Below are 15,387 nucleotides of genomic sequence, written 5' to 3' on the forward strand. Positions count from 1 at the left end.
AGAACCGAAGGAGACCCACATGAAACTCTTGCATCCGCTCACCCGCCGCGTCGTCGCGGCCAGTTGCCTCATCTTCATGGGCCTGGCCGCGCCCGCGGCCTTCGCCCAGGCCTGGCCCAGCAAGCCGGTGAAAGTCGTCGTGAACTTCCCACCGGGCGGCGCGGCCGACCAGCTGGCGCGTGCCATCGGCCTGCCGCTGCAGGAGGCGCTGGGCCAGCCGGTGGTGGTCGAAAACCGCGCCGGCGCCAACGGCAATATCGGCGGCGAAGTGGTGGCGAAATCGCCGGCCGACGGCTACACCTTGCTCATGAGCTCGGGCGGCATGGTCTCAGTCAATCCGCATATCTATCCGCGGCTGGCGTTCAATCCGGCCAAGGACCTGGTGCCGGTGGCCGCGGCCGCGCGGGTGCTGGTGTACCTGGTGGCCAAGCCCTCCATCCCCGCCGACAACATCAAGGACTTCATCGCCTACGTGAAGGCCAACCCCGGCAAGCTTTCCTATGGCTCGCCGGGCAGCGGCAGCTCGCCCCATCTGGCCGGCGAGATGTTCAAGAGCCAGGCGGGGCTCTTTGCCTTGCACGTGCCGTATCGCGGCGCGGCACCCGCGTTGCAGGACCTGCTGGCGGGCCAGCTGGATTACTACTTCGACCCGGGCATCGGATTGCCACAGGTCAAGGCCGGCAAGCTCAAGCTGCTGGCGGTGGGCAGTCCCCAGCGTTCCCCCATGTTCCCCAACGTCCCCACGCTCCATGAGGCGGGCCTCAAGGGTTTCGACGCGGACACGGTGTTCGGTTTCTACGCACCGGCCGGCACGCCCGCCGATGTGGTCAGCCGCCTGAACCGCGAGATCAACCGCATCCTGGGCACCCAGGCGGTGAAGGACCGGATTTTTGCCCTAGGTGGGGAGGCGCTGCCGCTTTCCCCGGCCGAGTTCGGCGCCAAGGCGACGGAAGATTCCAGGCGTTTCAGTGCGATCATCAAGGAACGCAAAATAACGGCGGACTGAAATACCTCACTCATGGCAAAAGAAGTTGTCTACACCCAGCGCGTCGAGTTCGGCGACTGCGACCCGGCGCGCATCGTCTGGTTTCCCAATTTTTTCCGCTGGATCGATGCCGCCTCCCGGCATTTCTTCGTGGAATGCGGCGTACCGCCCTGGCACGAAACCGAGAAAACGCTGGGCATCATCGGCACGCCGCTGGTCGACACACACGCGAAGTTCGTCAAGACTGCAAGCTACGGCGACGTGCTGCTCATTCACACCTCGATCGCCGAGTGGCGCGGCAAGAGTTTCGTGCAGCGCCACCGGGTGAACCGGAGCGGCGAACTCATCATGGAATGCGACGAGGTTCGCATCTTCGCCGGGCGGCGCGAAGGAGAAGCCACCGGTATTCGAGCGCTGCCGATTCCCGGCAGCATCCGCACGCTCTGCGAATAGTTCAGACGGCGCGGTTCATATCGACGTCCAGGCCCGCCTGACGCATCTCGCGCGCCACGAGCAGACGCCACAACCCGGCGTCATCGATCGCATGGCGAGCCACACCGTCCCAGTGCGGCGCGACCGCCGGGTTACCGGCAACGACGAAGCACATTCGGGCGCGGCCGATGGCACCGAGCAGGAACCCGATCTCCAGCAGGGACGCATCGTCTTCGGATAGCAGGACGATGCCGTAGTCCACGTCGCGCAAGGCCGCCAGCCTGTCGATGTAGGCACCGCCGGCGGTAGCGGACGCATCTTGCAGTGGCTTCGCTTCGAGGCCGAGTTGTGTCACGAGCCCGGATACCGCCTCACCGGCGGCGCCGCCTCGCTGGCCGAGGATCGCGATGCGGCGGCCGGGAGCGCCCTGCGCCGCAGGGGCAGGCGATGTGGCGGGGGACGGAACTGGGGTGGGTGCAGATGTCGACATGGGTGTGGGTACAGGTGTAGGTGTAGGTGTAGGTGCAGGTGCGGGTGTGGGTGCCGGAGTCGGTGCCGGCGTCGGCGGGGGAGTCGGTGCCGGGGGCGGCGCAGGCGCAGGCGCGGGTGCCGGCGGCGGTGCCGCGACTACCTTGCCTTCGAATCGGTCGGTGAGCAGCTTCTTGACCGCATCCAGCTGGCCGATAGCCTCGTCAATGCTCTGCTTGATACCTTGCTGTACTTCTTCCAGCGACAAGCGGTCGCCGAAATTGGGGTCAAGGCCCGAATCCAGGGCAGGAATCGCGTGCTGCTTGTATTCCGGCGTGCCCGCGCCCAGGATATCGGCGAGCGTCGTGTTGACGCTCTTTTGCAGGGCCTCGACCGCCGGATCCCAACGCCCATCGATTGCGGCGACATCGAAGGTCCGCAATTCCTTGATGCGCCGGGCGAGCTTGTCGATGGCGCGCTCGAGCGCGGCTTTGGTCTGGCTGGTGCCGGATGGCGGCGTCGGTTTCCCGGACATTGAGGCTCCTCATGCGAACGGCCCCACTTTAACAAGGAACTGTTCAGCTCCCGAATTGCCAGAGGGTCGCCCAACCGATAAACAACGACACCAGAGGAATCACCATGAGCCAGGCGCGGCGACGTTGTTCGCAAGCCAGCAAGAGCCCCAGGGTCGCCAGCGCCGTAGGTTCCGGCATCAGGCCGAACACTTCCCACTGGGCGGATGGCCGTCCGGCCAACAGGCCCGCCCAGGGATAGACCAGTATCCCGGCAACAGCCAACGCCAGGCCAACGCGTCGCAGCGGCGCGAGCGTGCTCGGCACAGCGCCGGGCAGGCGCACAACACCCCGGCCCACCAGCAGCACAGCCTGGACCGCGAAGGCAATGGCAGCGTATTCGGCCACCCAATTGATCTGGGCATAGGCCTGGTGGTGGAAGGCCCAGCCAACCCACAGCCAGATCGCCGCGAGGGTGCCCGCGACCAGACGGCCGGCCGCGGCCGGCCTCGCGGCTGCCAGCCACAGCAGCAACAGCCCCACTCCGAGCATCAACACCTGCAGGGGCCAGGCATCCCGGTTGTAGCGCTCGACCAGGCGCCAATAAACCGTGGGCGAGAACATCAGGAAGTCGGAAAGCCGGTAGGTCCACCAATCCGACATCGCTCAGAGCTTCTCGATGTGCTGGGCGATGCGTTGGCGCAGGGCCTCGTCGGGCATGCGCCCGCCGGCCGCGGCCATGTTCTCGCGCACATGGGCGACGCTGCTGGTGGCGGGGATGGCGCAGGTGACCGCCGGATGCGAGACGATGAATTTCAGGACAAGCTGGGCCCAGCTCACGCAATCGATCTCGCGCGCCCAGGCCGGCACGGGATACCGCTGCAATTCGCGCAGCAGCGCTCCTTCTCGAAACGGCCGGTTCGCCAGCACGGCGATCCCGCGTTCGCGCGCCAGCGGCAGCAGCCGCTGCTCGGCCTCGCGGTCGAGCGGGTTGTAGGTGAGCTGGACGAAATCGATGCGGTGGCTGCGCATGATCTGCTCGATCTCGCGGTGCCGCCTGCCCTCCGAGGTGGTGATGCCCACGTAACGCAATTGCCCAGCCGCCTTCATGGAAACCAACAAGGGCAGCTGCTCCTGCCAGGCCAGCAGGTTATGCACCTGCAGCAGGTCGAAGCGCGGGACCTGCCAGAGCCTGCGCGATGCCTCGATCTGCGCCGCGCCGCCGGAAGAGGCCCAGACCTTGTCCGCCGAAAACAGCCCGCGCGGCATGCCCAGCTTTTTCAGCCCTTCGCCTATCACGCCCTGGGAGGAGCCGTACATCGGCGATGAATCGATCAGGCGCCCGCCCATCGCGAAGAAGTTGCGCATCACCTCGGCGCAATTGGCGCGCGCCGGCGGGTCGTTGCCGACGTTGAAGGTGATCCAGCTGCCCAGCCCGATCACGGGAATTTCTTCGCCGGAAGAGGGAATCGGCCTGGACGCGGGCCGTGCGGGCGCCGGGGTCTGCGCCCATGCCGCCGCCGCGGCCAGCGGCGATGCCAGGAGCGTGCGGCGTTTCATGGCGCAAGCCCCGCGGTGCGTCAAAGCACCAGGATCGCCCGGAAGTCGTTCACGTTGGTGTGGGTGGGCCCGGTGATCACCAGGTCGTCCAGCAGCCGGAAGTAGCCGTAGGCGTCGTTGCGATCCAGATAGTGGTCGATCTTCATGCCCAGCGACACGGCGCGCGACAGGGTTTCCGGCGCGACCAGCGCGCCGGCGTTGTCTTCCACGCCGTCGATGCCGTCGGTGTCCGCCGCCAGCGCCCATACGCCGGCCTGCCCCTGCAGCGCCTGCGCCAGCCCCAGACAGAACTCGCCGGCCCGGCCGCCTCGGCCTCTGGGTGTGCCCTCGGGCTGCTTCCTCACCGTGACCGTGGTTTCGCCGCCGGAAAGGATCACGCAGGGCCTGCGAAACGGTTGGCTGCGCTGCGCGACCGCACGGGCCAGCGCGGCATGCACCTTGCCCACTTCGCGCGACTCGCCTTCCATTTCGTCGCTGAGGATGTAGGCCTCCAGTCCCGCCGCCCTCGCCTCCGCAGCGGCGGCTTCCAGCGACTGCTGGGGCGTGGCGATCATGTGCACCTCGTGGCCGGCGAATACTTCATCGCCCGGCTTCGGCGTTTCCAGCGCGCCCTGCTCCAGCAAGCTCATGATCGCACCCGGCACTTCGATGCCGTAGCGCTGCAGGATGGCGATGGCGTCGGCGCAGGAGGTGGCGTCGGGAACCGTGGGGCCACTGGCGATGATCGACGGGTCGTCGCCCGGCACGTCGCTGATGGTCAGCGTCACCACCTTGGCCGGCGCACAGGCCGCGGCAAGGCGGCCGCCCTTGATGCGCGAGAGGTGCTTGCGCACGCAGTTCATCTCGGAAATATTGGCGCCCGAGTTCAGCAGCTCGCGGTTGATGCGCTGCTTGTCTTCCAGCGTCAGGCCCTCGGCCGGCAGCGTGAGCAGCGCCGAGCCGCCGCCCGAGATCAGGCACAGCACCAGGTCGTCCTTGGTGAGCCCGTGCGCCATGGCGAGGATGCGTTGGGCCGCGGCCAGCCCGGCGGCGTCGGGAACGGGATGCGAGGCCTCGACAAGCTCGATGCGCTTTTTCAATCCCTCTGGACGCGGCGGGATGTGGTGATAGCGTGTGACCACCAGGCCCTCCAATGGCGCATCGGCGGGCCACAGGGCCTCCACCGCCTGGGCCATGGAACCGCCGGCCTTGCCGGCGCCGAGCACGATGGTCCGGCCCTTGGGCGGCGGTGGCAGGAAGGCGGCCGTGTTGTGCAGCGGTAAGGCGCGCCGCACGGCGGCTTGGTAGAGGTGCTCGAGAAAGCGATGGGGTTCGGTGGCTGGGTTGGGTGTCATGAGTAGCGTCTCCACGATCCAATTGTGACGCCGTAACCCGGTGGTAACCAGCCGCCGATTGCAACCCAGCGGTCAGTACTGTTCCAACCTCACAGCAGCGCTGCTCGGCATTCACTCGATAGCGACTTTCGCATCCTTGACGAGCTTTGCGAACCGCTCGGTGTCTTCCTTGATCTGCTTGGCCATCTGCGCGGGCGTGTTGCCGACCGGTTCCGCACCGATTTCTTCCATCTTCTTCTTGAAGTCCGGGAGATTGACGATGCGCACGATTTCCTTGTTCACCCGCTCCACGATGGGCTGGGGCGTGGCTGCCGGTGCGAGCACGCCAAACCATGTTCCGAGGTTGAACCCCTTGAGCCCGGCCTCATCCAGCGTCGGGACATCCGGCAGGGCGACGGAGCGCTTGTTGGTCGTGATGGCCAGCGCCCGCAGCTTGCCCGCCTTGATATGCGGCAGCACGGGGGTGATGGTGTCGAACGACATGGCGATCTGGCCGCCGAGCAGGTCGGTCGTCAGCGGGCCGCTTCCCTTGTAGGGAACGTGCAGCATTTGCACCCCGCCCATGGATTCGAACTGCGCGCCGATCAGGTGCTGGCCCGTGCCGTTGCCGTTGGAACCATAGGTAAGCTTGCCCGGCTGCGCCTTCGCCAGTGCGAGCAACTCCGCCACGTTTTTGGCCGGCAGGCCCGGGTTGACCACCAGCACATTGGGAACCAGGGCCACGGTGCCGACGGGCGCCAGGTCCTTCTGGAAGTCATAAGGCAGCTTCTTGTAGACGCTGGTCGCGATGGTGTGGTGCACCGCGCCCATCAGGAACGTGTAGCCGTCGGGCTTGGATTTGGCCACGAAATCCGCGCCTAGCGTGGCGCCGGCTCCGGGCTTGCTTTCCACGATGACCGGCTGGCCCAGGGCCTTGGACAACTCCTGCCCGATCGCCCGCGCCAGCACGTCGGTCGTTCCGCCGGCAGAGAATGGCACGATCAGGCTGATCGGCTTGGCCGGCCACGCCTGGGCAAAGGCGCCCTGGACGCAAAGCGCCGCGGCCGCGACGCCGGCCTTGAGCATGGCGCGGCGGAACTGGCTGGTTGAAAGTTGCTTCATGGGTGTCTCCTTAGGGGGTGGGAACGAATTCAGTGGATCTGCGCGATGCGCAGGAGATTGGTGGTGCCCGACGTGCCAAAGGGCATGCCGGCGGAAATGACGATGGTTTCTCCGACCTTGCCGAAACCTTCGCGCAAGGTGGTGCGGCAAGCCAGTTCGCTCATTTCCGGCACGTCCGCCACGTCGTGGCACAGCACGGCGTGGACTCCCCACACCAGCGCCAGGCGGCGCGCGGTTGCCAGGCGCGGCGTCATGCCGATGATGGGCGCGCGCGGACGCTCGCGCGACGTGCGAATGGCCGAATAGCCGGAACTGGTGTAGGCGACCGTCGCAGCGGCTTGCAAGAGCCGCGTCACCTCGCGCAATGCGTGCCCGATCGCATCGGCTGCGACGGCAAGCGGCTCGGTTCGTGAGGCGTCGATGCCGTCGCGATAGCTCGGGTCGCTCTCGGTGTGGGAGATGATGCTGCTCATCATCCGCACCGCCTCGAGCGGAAACCGCCCGCTGGCCGACTCCGCCGATAGCATGACCGCATCCACGCCTTCATAGATGGCGGTGGCCACGTCGGACGCCTCGGCCCGTGTCGGAACGGGGGAGCCGATCATGGATTCGAGCATCTGGGTTGCCACGATCACGGGCTTGCCCGCACGGCGGCAGGCGCGGACGATCTGCCGCTGGATCGAGGGAACCTGCTCGGCCGGCATTTCTACACCCAGGTCGCCGCGCGCCACCATGACTGCATCCGTTTCGGCGACGATCGCCTCCAGGTGGGTGATGGCTGCGGGCTTCTCCAGTTTGGCAACGATGCCGGCGCGGCCCGCGACGATGGCCTTGACTTCGACGATGTCTTCGGGCCGCTGCACGAACGACAATGCCACCCAGTCGACCCCCAGCTTCAACCCGTAGTCGAGATCGGCGCGGTCCTTGTCGGTCATCGCCGAAAGGGGGAGCACCACATCCGGCACGTTCACGCCCTTGCGGTTGGACAACGCGCCGCCCGCCACGACGACCGTATCGGCAAAGTCGGGGCCGAAGTCCGTGACGCGCAAGCGGATCTTGCCGTCGTCCAGCAACAGGTTGGTTCCGGCTTCCAGGGCGGCGAAGATTTCCGGGTGCGGCAGGCTGACGCGCGCGCCGTTGCCGGGAGTCGCGGCGTTGAGATCGAGGCGGAACGAAGCGCCCTCCTTCAGCATCACCGGGCCGTCGGCAAAAGTCCCGATGCGCAGCTTCGGCCCCTGCAGATCGAGCAGGACACCGATGGGCCGGCCGCTGTGCTGTTCGACCTGGCGAATCAGTTCCAGCCGGCGCCGGTGATCCTCGTGAACGCCATGGCTGAAGTTCAGCCGGAACACGTCGGCCCCGGCTTCGAACAAGGCCTGGATGGTCGCGCGGTCATCGCTGGCGGGACCGAGCGTGGCGATGATCTTCGCGTTCTTGTTTCGGCGCATCATTAACTCCTTGGGCGCGAACGGGCGCGCGGCCGGCACGGCGGCCGCGGGTTTGCTTGCTGGGAAAGCAGGGGCGCGCTGCGCGCCCCTGCCGGGTCAGGCTGCCAGTCGCTTGCTCGCGCTGCCGGTCAGTTCTTCACAGACGGCGCGCGTCACTTCGGCCGTAGTCGCCTTGCCCCCCAGGTCCCCGGTGTGCAGCGCCGGATTGGCCGTAACGCGCTCGATGGCCTGCATGATGCGGCCCGCGGCCTCGTTCTCACCCAGGTGCTCGAGCAGCATCACGACCGACCAGAACGTGCCCACGGGGTTGGCCAGTCCCTTGCCCATGATGTCGAAGGCGGAGCCGTGGATCGGCTCGAACATCGACGGGTAGCGGTGCTCCGGATCGATGTTGCCGGTCGGGGCGATGCCAAGGCTGCCTGCCAGAGCGGCGGCCAGGTCGCTCAGGATGTCGGCGTGCAGGTTGGTCGCGACGATGGTGTCGAGCGAGGCGGGCCGGTTGACCATCCGCGCAGTGGCGGCGTCCACGAGTTCCTTGTCCCATTTGACATCCGGGAACTCCTTCGAGATCTGCAGTGCGATCTCGTCCCACATCACCATCGCGTGGCGCTGCGCGTTGCTCTTGGTGATGACGGTGAGCAGCTTGCGGGGGCGCGACTGGGCCAGCTTGAAGGCAAAGCGCATGATGCGCTCGACACCGGCGCGTGTCATCATCGACACGTCGGTGGCCGCCTCGATCGGGTGGCCCTGGTGCACCCGGCCGCCGACACCCGAGTATTCGCCTTCCGAGTTCTCGCGCACGATTACCCAGTTCAGGTCTTCCGGCTTGCAACGCTTGAGCGGACCGTCGATGCCCGGCAGGATGCGCGTGGGACGCACGTTGGCGTACTGGTCGAAGCCCTGGCAGATCTTCAGGCGCAGGCCCCACAGGGTGATGTGGTCCGGGATGTGCGGATCGCCGGCGGAGCCGAACAGGATGGCGTCCTTGTCGCGCAGCGCCTTCAAGCCGTCCTCCGGCATCATCACGCCGTGGGCCCGGAAGTAGTCGCCGCCCCAGTCGAAATTCTCGAACTCGAAACGGAAAGCGTTGCTGCCGGCGGCGAGCGCCTGCATCACTTCCTGGCCGGCGGGTACGACTTCCTTGCCGATGCCGTCGCCGGGAATGGTGGCTATTGCGTAGGTCTTCATGAATGATCTCCGTGTGCGGGTTGCTGGTATGGCATGACTGTAGGTTCTGGACAGCCTCCGGCGACGCCGCTAAAGTGAATCCATTGTTAACTTGGATTCAACAATCGGAAACCGATGAGCACCGCCATCCAACCGGCCGATCTGGGCTTCTTTTCGGTCCTGGTCGCGGCCGGCAGCCTCAGCGCCGCGGCTCGCGAGCAGGGCATCACGACGCCCGCAGTCAGCAAACGCCTCGCGCAGATGGAGGCACGCCTGGGCGTATCGTTGCTCAATCGCACCACACGGCGGATGAGTCTCACCGCCGAGGGCGAGCTGTACCTCGAGCGGGCACGCGCGATCCTGGGCGAGATCGACGACATGGAACAGATGCTGGGCCTGTCGAAGTCGACGCCCAGCGGCCAGCTGCGGGTCAACGCGACACTGGGGTTCGGCCGCAGTCACATCGCGCCAATCATTTCCCGTTTCGTGCGCAAGTACCCGAGAGTGGACGTCAGGCTGCAGCTGTCGGTGGACCCGCCGCCGCTGTCGGAGGACGCCTTCGATGTCTGCATCCGATTCGGTCCGCCTCCGGATGCGCGCATCATTGCGCGCCACATCGCGCCCAACCGCCGCCTGCTATGCGCGTCTCCGGCCTACCTCACCCGCAATGGCGAGCCCAAGGTTCCCGCCGACCTGGCGCAGCACAATTTCATCAGCATCCGGCAGGGGGAAGAGGCCTACGGACTGCTGCGGCTGGCGCGTGGGCGCGGGGCCCATGTGGAGAGCGTGAAAGTTCGCGGCAACCTCACCACCAACGACGGCGAGATTGCGGTGAGCTGGGCCCTGGACGGACACGGCATCCTGTTGCGCGCCGAATGGGACATCGAGCGCTACCTGCGCAGCGGCAGGCTGGTGGCGCTACTGCCTCAGTACCACACGCCCAATGCGGACATCTACGCGGTGTACCCGCAACGCCACCAGGCCAGCGCACGTGTGCGCGCCTTCGTGGACTTCGTCGCGCTGTCGCTGTCGCGCGCAACCAGCGCGACGGCCGGTTGACCGTCGGCGGTCTTGGCGGGGTTCAGATCCCGAGGATCTTCCGGGCTTCGCCCAGGACCTTCACCGAGTCGTCGTGCTTGCCGGCTTTGTGAAAGGCCTCGCCATCGGCCCGCAGCTTCTTCACCTTGGCCGCGTCGTCGGCGCTCAGCGTGGGTTTGGTCGCCAGCTTGTCGTCGATGGCCTTCATGTCAGCGGGGCAGTGGTAAGCCAGCGCGACACCGGAGGCGCCCAGCAGGACGAGAGAAGCAAGGAGTCGGGAACAACGCATGACAGTCTCCTGAGATTGGCCAGGAAAGTCTATAGAAACGCGCCGGCCAAGGCCAGCGCGGCCGCAAGGCAGCAGGTTACTTTTTGCCCAACCCCAGCATCTTGGCGCCCTCGGTGTAGAGCTTGGTCTTGTCCTTCATGAAAGCGTCCATCTGGTCCACGCCCACGTTGATCAGCTCGAACCCGCTCTTAGCCGCCAGTTCCTTCATCTCGGGCTCGTTGTTGAGCGACGCCCACAGGTCCGACAGCCGCTTGCGCGCTTCGGGCGGTGTCGACTTGGGCACGCCGATGCCGCGGTAGGCGCCGTCCACCCAGTCCACCCCCAGCTCCTTGAAGGTCGGCACGTCCGGCAGCAGCGGATGGCGTTTTTCCATGGCCACGGCCAGGGCGCGAACCTTGCCCTTGTTGTTCACGGCGAAGGGCGTGTAGGTCACGGCGCCATCGATCTGGTTGCCGATCAAGGCCAGCGACATGTCGCCCGTACCCTTGTACGGCACATAGGTGCTCTTGACGCCGAATGCGGCGTTCAGGCGCTCATGCGACGCATGATTGGCCGAGTTGCGGCCGGAGCCGCCCAGGTTCATCTTGCCCGGCTCCTTCTTGGCGGCCGCGATGAAATCTGCAAACGTCTTGTGGGGGCTGGCTTCCGGCACCACCAGCGCGTCGGGCGTGAAGTGGTACCAGAACACCGGCGTGACGTCGGCGGTCTTGTACTGCACCTCGCCCTCGATCGGCTGGAACACGATATGCGGCAGGTTCACGCCGACGACGTTCAAACCATCGCCCGGCATGCTGTTCATCTGCGACCACAACAGCCCGCCGCCGGCGCCGGCCTTGTACTGGATGATGGTGTCGATCGCGGGGCACTTCTTCTTCAGCACGATCTGCTGATGGCGCGCCGACAAGTCGGATTCGCCGCCGGGCGGAAACGCCTGCCAGTACATGATGTTCTTGTCGGGGCAGGCTTGGGCCATCGCGGCCGGTGCGGCCGCCAGGCACAGGATGCCTATCCATTTGCTGATACCAATTTTCACGCTGTCTCCTTGATGCGGGATTGTTTGCTCGCATTCTGCGCAAGCAGGGCAATCAAGGCATTGGTGACTTCCTCAGTGCCGCGTTGCGCACCGAGGTCTTTAGTGTGAGTTTCGCATCGACTGTCAGCTGGTAATGTTCAGGGCGTCTTGGCGCCGTCCTGGAACCACTGCCCGATCAGGGCGCGTTCGGCCTCGGTGATGCCGGTGGAATTGTTCATCGGCATGAGCTTGGTCATCACCGCCTGCTGATACACGGCTTGCGCGTGTTGCTTCACCGCGGCCGGCGTGTCGAGCCGCACGTTCTTCATCTGCAACTGCGCGCCGTGGCACATGTAGCAGCGCTGCTCCAGCACCTTCTGTACGTCCTGATAGCCGGCGGCTTGCGGTACGGCGGCGGCCGCCACCGACGGCTCCGGCCGCAGCCAGCCGATGACTGCAATGATCACGACCACGCCGGTCAAGGCGTAGGGCAGCGGGTGGGGGTTGCGCCCGAGCTTGTAGCCGTGGCGCATGACGAAGAACTGGCGGATGGCGGCGCCGGCGAACATCATCAAGATGAGCACCAGCCAGTTCTGCGGGTGGCTCCAGGTGAAGCTGTAGTGATTGCTCAGCATGGAGAACAGCACCGGCAGCGTGAAGTAGGTGTTGTGCACGCTGCGCTGTTTTCCGCGTTTGCCGTGGATGGGATCCACCGGCTTGCCCGCCTTGATCGCGGCGATCACTTTCTTCTGGCCGGGGATGATCCAGAAGAACACGTTGGCGCTCATCGCGGTGGCGATCATCGCGCCCACCAGCAGGAAGGCCGCGCGCCCGGCGAACCAGTGGCAGGCCAGCCACGACGCCACGCACACCAGTACCAGCACCAGTGCGCCGACGATCGCGTCGCCGTTCTTGCGCTGCCCGAAGATCTGGCAGATGGCGTCGTACAGGATCCAGAACACCACCAGGAACGAAAGCGCGACGCTGATGGCCGCGCCCGGCGACCAGTTCATTAGCGACTTGTCGATCAGGTAGGTGCTGGCGCTCCAGATGTACGAGACCGTGAAGAGCGCAAAGCCGGTCAGCCAGGTGGTGTAGCTTTCCCAATAGAACCAGTGCAGGTGCTCGGGCAGCTTGGGCGGTGAGACATTGAACTTGACCGGGTGATAGAAGCCGCCGCCGTGGACGGCCCACAATTCGCCATTCACGCCCTGCTTCTTCAAGTCCTCGTCGACCGGCGGCGTGAGACTGGAATCGAGGAAGACGAAGTAGAACGAGGAGCCGACCCAGGCGATGGCCGTGATGACGTGGACCCAGCGCAGCAGCAGGTTGGCCCAATCGAGGAGATAGCTTTCCATGTTTCTCTAACGGTGGAAGGCCTGCTCACCACTGCGGGCGCTCTGAGCAGTTGGGACCGCGAACAACAGGAATCGGACTCGATCCCCGGGCTCCGCTGCGGCCTGTCCACCGCAGTGTATACACTTTTTCAAGGCGGCGCCAGCTGCAATATCTGTGCTGCCACGCTGGCGGCGATCACTTCAGGCTCCTTCCCGGTAATGCCGGGCAGGCCGATCGGGCAGGTGACGCGCGCCAGTTCACCGTCCGTGAATCCGCGCTCTTCGAGCCGGTGCCTGAAGGTCGCCCATTTGGTCTTGCTGCCGATCAGCCCGACATAGGGCAGATCGTCCCGCTCGCGCAGCCGCCGCAGGCATGCGGCGACCACGTCCAGGTCTTCCGCATGGCTGAAGCTCATGATCAGGACCCGCGACCCCGCGTCGAGTTGGGGCACGGCCGCGTGCACCGGATCGGAATGCTCGCAAGAAACATGGGGCGACACCTGTTGCGGAAAGATCTCGTCGCGGCTGTCGATCCAGGTCACGGCGAAGGGCAGTGGCGCCAATGCGTTCACCAGCGCCTTGCCCACGTGGCCGCCGCCGAACAAGGCCAGCGGGGCCAGGCGCGGCGCGAGGCGTGCGGTCATGTCGGGAATGTCCGCCGCGCCCAAGAGCTCGAAGCCCAAGCGGACGACGCCGCCGCAGCACTGGCCCAGGCTGGGGCCCAAGGCGTATTGGCATACCGGGTCGCCGACACCGCCGGCCAGCCGGCGCCTGGCTTCCGCGATCGCCTGAAACTCGAGGTGGCCGCCGCCAATGGTGCCTACCGTGTCGGCCGAAAAAACCATCATCCAGGCGCCCGCTTCGCGCGGCGCGGAACCTTTCGTGGTTTCAACGGTTACCAGTACGCCGTCTTCGCTCGCCAATCTGTGCGTGACAACATTCATGATAAGTCAAGGCGAAATAGCATCCAATCGAAAGAATCGTATTTATTGGCTAACAAGCGTCGTCAAATCCGGCGGTGAGGCGTTCAAATAACTCAGCGGTACTGCACTCGGCGAAAAACGATTAACAGGAGACACATCATGAAGCTTACTTTCGACCTGCGCTACTTGGTGCCTGGCGCGCTTGCAGCCACCGTTGCGGCCTTCCTGGCCGGCTGCACCTCCACCACACCGGTGTCGCCCCCCGCTACTCCTGCCGAGACATCCGCCCCGACCCAAGTCAAGCCGCAGTCCCAGGCGGAAGCGACGGCCTCGCGCAAGTCGACCGCAGCCAACCCCAGGGCGTACCGCAAGGATGCAGCCACTCATCTGTATGGGCTGAATCAGGATCGCATCTACAAGGGCCGGATGCCACCCCTGCTGTACGCCATCGGCGTGCTCCAGGTGGAAGTCGACAGCCGCGGCAACGTGCGCGACCTGAACTGGATGCGCGCACCCAAGCATGCGCCGGAGGTGATCGCCGAGATCGAGCGCACCGTCCGCGCCGCCGCCCCCTTCCCCGCGCCCGATCGCATGGGCAAGGTGGTCTATACCGACACCTGGCTGTGGCACAAGAGCGGCCGCTTCCAGCTGGACACCCTGACCGAAGGCCAGGACTGATCGCACTTTCATGAGCCCCGGTAGGTCGAGTAGCTCCACGGGCTCACCAGCAGGGGCACGTGGTAGTGCTGCTCGGGTTGCGCCACGCCGAAGTCCAGCGCGACCTTGCCCAGGAAACTCGGCTCCGGCAGTGCCACGCCCCGCCCTTTGAAGTATCCGGCGACGTCGAACACGAGCCGGTAAGTGCCTTTCGTCAGGCTCCCTGTCTCGTAGAGCGGCCCGTCCGGGCTGCGCCCATCCTCGTTCAGATTGAAACGCTTGACCAGGGCCGCTTGCTCGCCCTGCGTCGTGTAAAGCTCCACCGCCATGCCCGCGGCCGGGCAGCCGTGCATGGTGTCCAGTACGTGTGTGCTCAAGCCCATGAGATGTCCTTCAGTTTGGTGGACAGAAGTGTATACACTTTTTGGATTTAGGGCTATCATGCGATTCCATGGAGTCGTCCACCACCAGTTTCATCGTCGAGTCGCTGACTCGAGCCATCGTCGACCACCGGCTCCAGCCGGGCACCAAACTGGCCGAGCAGAAGCTGGCCGATCACTTCGGCGTGTCGCGTACGCTGGTGCGCCAGGCCCTGTTCCAGCTCACGCAGAACCGCCTGATCAAGCTCGAGCCCGCGCGTGGCGCCTTCGTGGCCGCGCCCACCGTGGAGGAGGCCCGCCAGGTCTTCGCGGTGCGGCGGATGCTGGAGGCGGAGATGACGCGGGCCTTCATTCGCCAGATCACACCGGCCAAGGTGCGGGCGCTGCGTGACCACATCGCGCAGGAAAAGGCCGCCGTCGACAAGGAAGACGCCGCAGGCCGCGTCGAACTGCTGGGCGACTTCCACGTGCGCATCGCCGAGCTCATGGGCAACGAGGTGCTGGCGCAGATGCTGCGCGACCTGGTATCTCGCAGTTCGCTGATCTCGCTGATGTACCAGCGCGACGGCGCGGCTCGCCATTCGCAGGAGGAGCACGTGGAAATCGTCAAGGCCATGGCGGCCAAGGACGAGGAACGCGCCGTGCGGTTGATGACCGAACACCTGGAACACGTGGAGGAAAGCCTCTCTTTCGACCGTCACGTACCCACGCACGACATCAGCCTTGCCCTTTCGTGAACGGCAC

At 65.7% G+C, this 15,387-nt stretch carries 17 protein-coding genes; 5 read left to right on the forward strand and 12 right to left on the reverse strand.

The window, feature by feature from the left end:
• The first annotated feature begins 19 nt into the window (after window positions 1-19).
• Both HNE04_RS03870 and HNE04_RS03875 read left to right on the forward strand, forming a co-directional pair.
• Window positions 20-1,006 carry a Bug family tripartite tricarboxylate transporter substrate binding protein gene (locus HNE04_RS03870; RefSeq protein ID WP_172216936.1) on the forward strand — a complete coding sequence of 329 codons (987 nt, stop codon included), beginning with the start codon at window positions 20-22 and terminating at the stop codon, window positions 1,004-1,006.
• Between the two features lie 12 nt (window positions 1,007-1,018).
• Complete coding sequence (locus HNE04_RS03875) at window positions 1,019-1,438, forward strand: acyl-CoA thioesterase (protein WP_172216938.1); 420 nt, start codon at window positions 1,019-1,021, stop codon at window positions 1,436-1,438.
• 1 nt (window position 1,439) lies between these two features.
• Here the strand turns inward: HNE04_RS03875 and HNE04_RS03880 are convergent, their stop codons facing one another.
• The 7 genes from HNE04_RS03880 to HNE04_RS03910 form a co-directional block, all read right to left on the reverse strand.
• On the reverse strand, window positions 1,440-2,420 hold the full coding sequence (locus HNE04_RS03880) for a hypothetical protein (RefSeq protein WP_172216940.1): 981 nt from the start codon (window positions 2,418-2,420) through the stop codon (window positions 1,440-1,442).
• A gap of 43 nt (window positions 2,421-2,463) precedes the next feature.
• Window positions 2,464-3,060 carry a DUF6064 family protein gene (locus HNE04_RS03885; RefSeq protein ID WP_172216942.1) on the reverse strand — a complete coding sequence of 199 codons (597 nt, stop codon included), beginning with the start codon at window positions 3,058-3,060 and terminating at the stop codon, window positions 2,464-2,466.
• A gap of 3 nt (window positions 3,061-3,063) precedes the next feature.
• Window positions 3,064-3,957 carry an aldo/keto reductase gene (locus tag HNE04_RS03890; protein WP_172216944.1) on the reverse strand — a complete coding sequence of 298 codons (894 nt, stop codon included), beginning with the start codon at window positions 3,955-3,957 and terminating at the stop codon, window positions 3,064-3,066.
• A 20-nt stretch (window positions 3,958-3,977) separates the two neighbouring features.
• Window positions 3,978-5,291, reverse strand: coding sequence for a glycerate kinase type-2 family protein (locus HNE04_RS03895; RefSeq protein ID WP_172216946.1), 1,314 nt, complete (start codon window positions 5,289-5,291; stop codon window positions 3,978-3,980).
• A gap of 111 nt (window positions 5,292-5,402) precedes the next feature.
• Window positions 5,403-6,356 carry a Bug family tripartite tricarboxylate transporter substrate binding protein gene (locus HNE04_RS03900; protein WP_172217370.1) on the reverse strand — a complete coding sequence of 318 codons (954 nt, stop codon included), beginning with the start codon at window positions 6,354-6,356 and terminating at the stop codon, window positions 5,403-5,405.
• A gap of 65 nt (window positions 6,357-6,421) precedes the next feature.
• Complete coding sequence (gene pyk / locus HNE04_RS03905) at window positions 6,422-7,840, reverse strand: pyruvate kinase (protein WP_172216947.1); 1,419 nt, start codon at window positions 7,838-7,840, stop codon at window positions 6,422-6,424.
• A 96-nt stretch (window positions 7,841-7,936) separates the two neighbouring features.
• The gene (locus tag HNE04_RS03910) at window positions 7,937-9,028 is read right to left on the reverse strand and encodes a tartrate dehydrogenase (protein WP_172216948.1); all 1,092 of its coding nucleotides are present in this window, start codon (window positions 9,026-9,028) and stop codon (window positions 7,937-7,939) included.
• Window positions 9,029-9,142: 114 nt separating this feature from the next.
• Here HNE04_RS03910 and HNE04_RS03915 point away from each other — a divergent pair, with 114 nt between their 5' ends.
• Window positions 9,143-10,066, forward strand: a complete 924-nt coding sequence (locus HNE04_RS03915; RefSeq protein ID WP_172216949.1) for a LysR family transcriptional regulator — start codon at window positions 9,143-9,145, stop codon at window positions 10,064-10,066.
• A gap of 22 nt (window positions 10,067-10,088) precedes the next feature.
• Here the strand turns inward: HNE04_RS03915 and HNE04_RS03920 are convergent, their stop codons facing one another.
• From HNE04_RS03920 to xdhC, 4 genes are all read right to left on the reverse strand, one after another.
• Complete coding sequence (locus HNE04_RS03920) at window positions 10,089-10,334, reverse strand: hypothetical protein (RefSeq protein ID WP_172216950.1); 246 nt, start codon at window positions 10,332-10,334, stop codon at window positions 10,089-10,091.
• 76 nt (window positions 10,335-10,410) lie between these two features.
• The gene (locus HNE04_RS03925; protein ID WP_328700256.1) at window positions 10,411-11,367 is read right to left on the reverse strand and encodes a tripartite tricarboxylate transporter substrate binding protein; all 957 of its coding nucleotides are present in this window, start codon (window positions 11,365-11,367) and stop codon (window positions 10,411-10,413) included.
• Between the two features lie 137 nt (window positions 11,368-11,504).
• The gene (locus HNE04_RS03930) at window positions 11,505-12,704 is read right to left on the reverse strand and encodes a urate hydroxylase PuuD (RefSeq protein WP_172216951.1); all 1,200 of its coding nucleotides are present in this window, start codon (window positions 12,702-12,704) and stop codon (window positions 11,505-11,507) included.
• A 128-nt stretch (window positions 12,705-12,832) separates the two neighbouring features.
• Entirely contained in the window at window positions 12,833-13,627 is a 795-nt protein-coding gene (xdhC, locus tag HNE04_RS03935; protein ID WP_172216952.1) for a xanthine dehydrogenase accessory protein XdhC, read from the reverse strand.
• 138 nt (window positions 13,628-13,765) lie between these two features.
• Here xdhC and HNE04_RS03940 point away from each other — a divergent pair, with 138 nt between their 5' ends.
• The gene (locus tag HNE04_RS03940; protein ID WP_172216953.1) at window positions 13,766-14,284 is read left to right on the forward strand and encodes a hypothetical protein; all 519 of its coding nucleotides are present in this window, start codon (window positions 13,766-13,768) and stop codon (window positions 14,282-14,284) included.
• An 8-nt stretch (window positions 14,285-14,292) separates the two neighbouring features.
• Here the strand turns inward: HNE04_RS03940 and uraH are convergent, their stop codons facing one another.
• On the reverse strand, window positions 14,293-14,646 hold the full coding sequence (gene uraH, locus HNE04_RS03945) for a hydroxyisourate hydrolase (protein ID WP_172216955.1): 354 nt from the start codon (window positions 14,644-14,646) through the stop codon (window positions 14,293-14,295).
• 68 nt (window positions 14,647-14,714) lie between these two features.
• On the opposite strand from uraH, the gene HNE04_RS03950 reads away from it, so the two are divergent.
• Window positions 14,715-15,380: a GntR family transcriptional regulator gene (locus HNE04_RS03950; protein WP_172216957.1), complete on the forward strand. Its 666-nt coding sequence runs from the start codon at window positions 14,715-14,717 to the stop codon at window positions 15,378-15,380.
• Window positions 15,381-15,387 lie beyond the last annotated feature (7 nt).

The organism is Caenimonas soli (genome assembly GCF_013155545.1).
Taxonomy (GTDB): domain Bacteria; phylum Pseudomonadota; class Gammaproteobacteria; order Burkholderiales; family Burkholderiaceae_C; genus Ramlibacter; species Ramlibacter soli.